Raw genomic sequence first — 1,159 nt, 5'->3', positions numbered from 1 at the left:
AAGTTAATTATTACTCTACGATAGTTGCTACTACACCAGCACCTACAGTACGGCCACCTTCGCGGATTGCGAAACGTAGACCTTCATCCATTGCGATTGGAGAGATTAACTTTACAGTCATCTTAACGTTATCGCCAGGCATTACCATTTCTACGCCATCTGGTAACTGTACGTCACCAGTTACGTCAGTTGTACGGAAGTAGAACTGTGGACGGTAACCTTTGAAGAATGGAGTATGACGACCACCTTCATCTTTAGAAAGTACGTATACTTCTGAAGTGAATGTTGTATGTGGGTTGATTGAACCAGGCTTAGCTAGTACTTGACCACGTTCAACGTCTTCACGTTTAGTACCACGTAGAAGTGCACCAATGTTCTCACCAGCACGACCTTCGTCAAGTAGTTTACGGAACATTTCAACACCAGTACAAGTAGATTTAGTTGTATCGTTGATACCAACAATTTCTACTTCGTCATTGATGCGGATGATACCAGCTTCAACACGACCAGTTACAACAGTACCACGACCTTGGATTGAGAAAACGTCTTCGATAGGCATGATGAATGGCTTATCGATGTCACGCTCTGGCTCTGGGATGTAAGAATCAAGTGCGTCTGCAAGCTCAATGATCTTGTCTTCCCACTCTTTCTCGCCTTCTAACGCTTTAAGCGCAGAACCAGCGATTAGTGGTAAGTCATCACCTGGGAAATCGTACTCAGAAAGAAGTTCACGAACTTCCATTTCTACTAGTTCAAGTAGCTCTTCGTCATCAACCATGTCACATTTGTTCATGAATACGATGATGTAAGGAACGCCAACTTGACGAGAAAGAAGGATGTGCTCACGCGTTTGTGGCATAGGGCCATCAGTCGCAGCAACAACAAGGATAGCGCCGTCCATTTGAGCAGCACCAGTGATCATGTTTTTAACATAATCGGCGTGTCCAGGACAATCTACGTGTGCGTAGTGACGAGTAGGCGTATCGTATTCAACGTGTGAAGTTGAGATTGTGATACCGCGCTCGCGCTCTTCTGGAGCGTTATCGATTGATGCGAAATCTTTAGCAACACCGCCGTATACTTTTGCAAGTACGTTAGTGATTGCTGCAGTTAGGGTAGTTTTACCGTGGTCAACGTGGCCGATTGTACCTACGTTTAC

At 45.0% G+C, this 1,159-nt stretch carries 1 protein-coding gene; it reads right to left on the bottom strand.

The genetic code is table 11. From position 1 onward, the window contains the following. Positions 1 to 10: 10 nt before the first annotated feature. A partial coding sequence (gene tuf, locus H5183_RS11025) for an elongation factor Tu (protein ID WP_145238324.1) occupies positions 11 to 1,159 on the bottom strand: 1,149 nt, incomplete at its 5' end.

This window comes from Pseudoalteromonas sp. SR44-8, assembly GCF_014163635.1.
In the GTDB taxonomy this organism is placed as follows: Bacteria; Pseudomonadota; Gammaproteobacteria; order Enterobacterales; family Alteromonadaceae; genus Pseudoalteromonas; species Pseudoalteromonas rhizosphaerae.
This window is presented reverse-complemented; position numbering and strand designations above follow the sequence as displayed.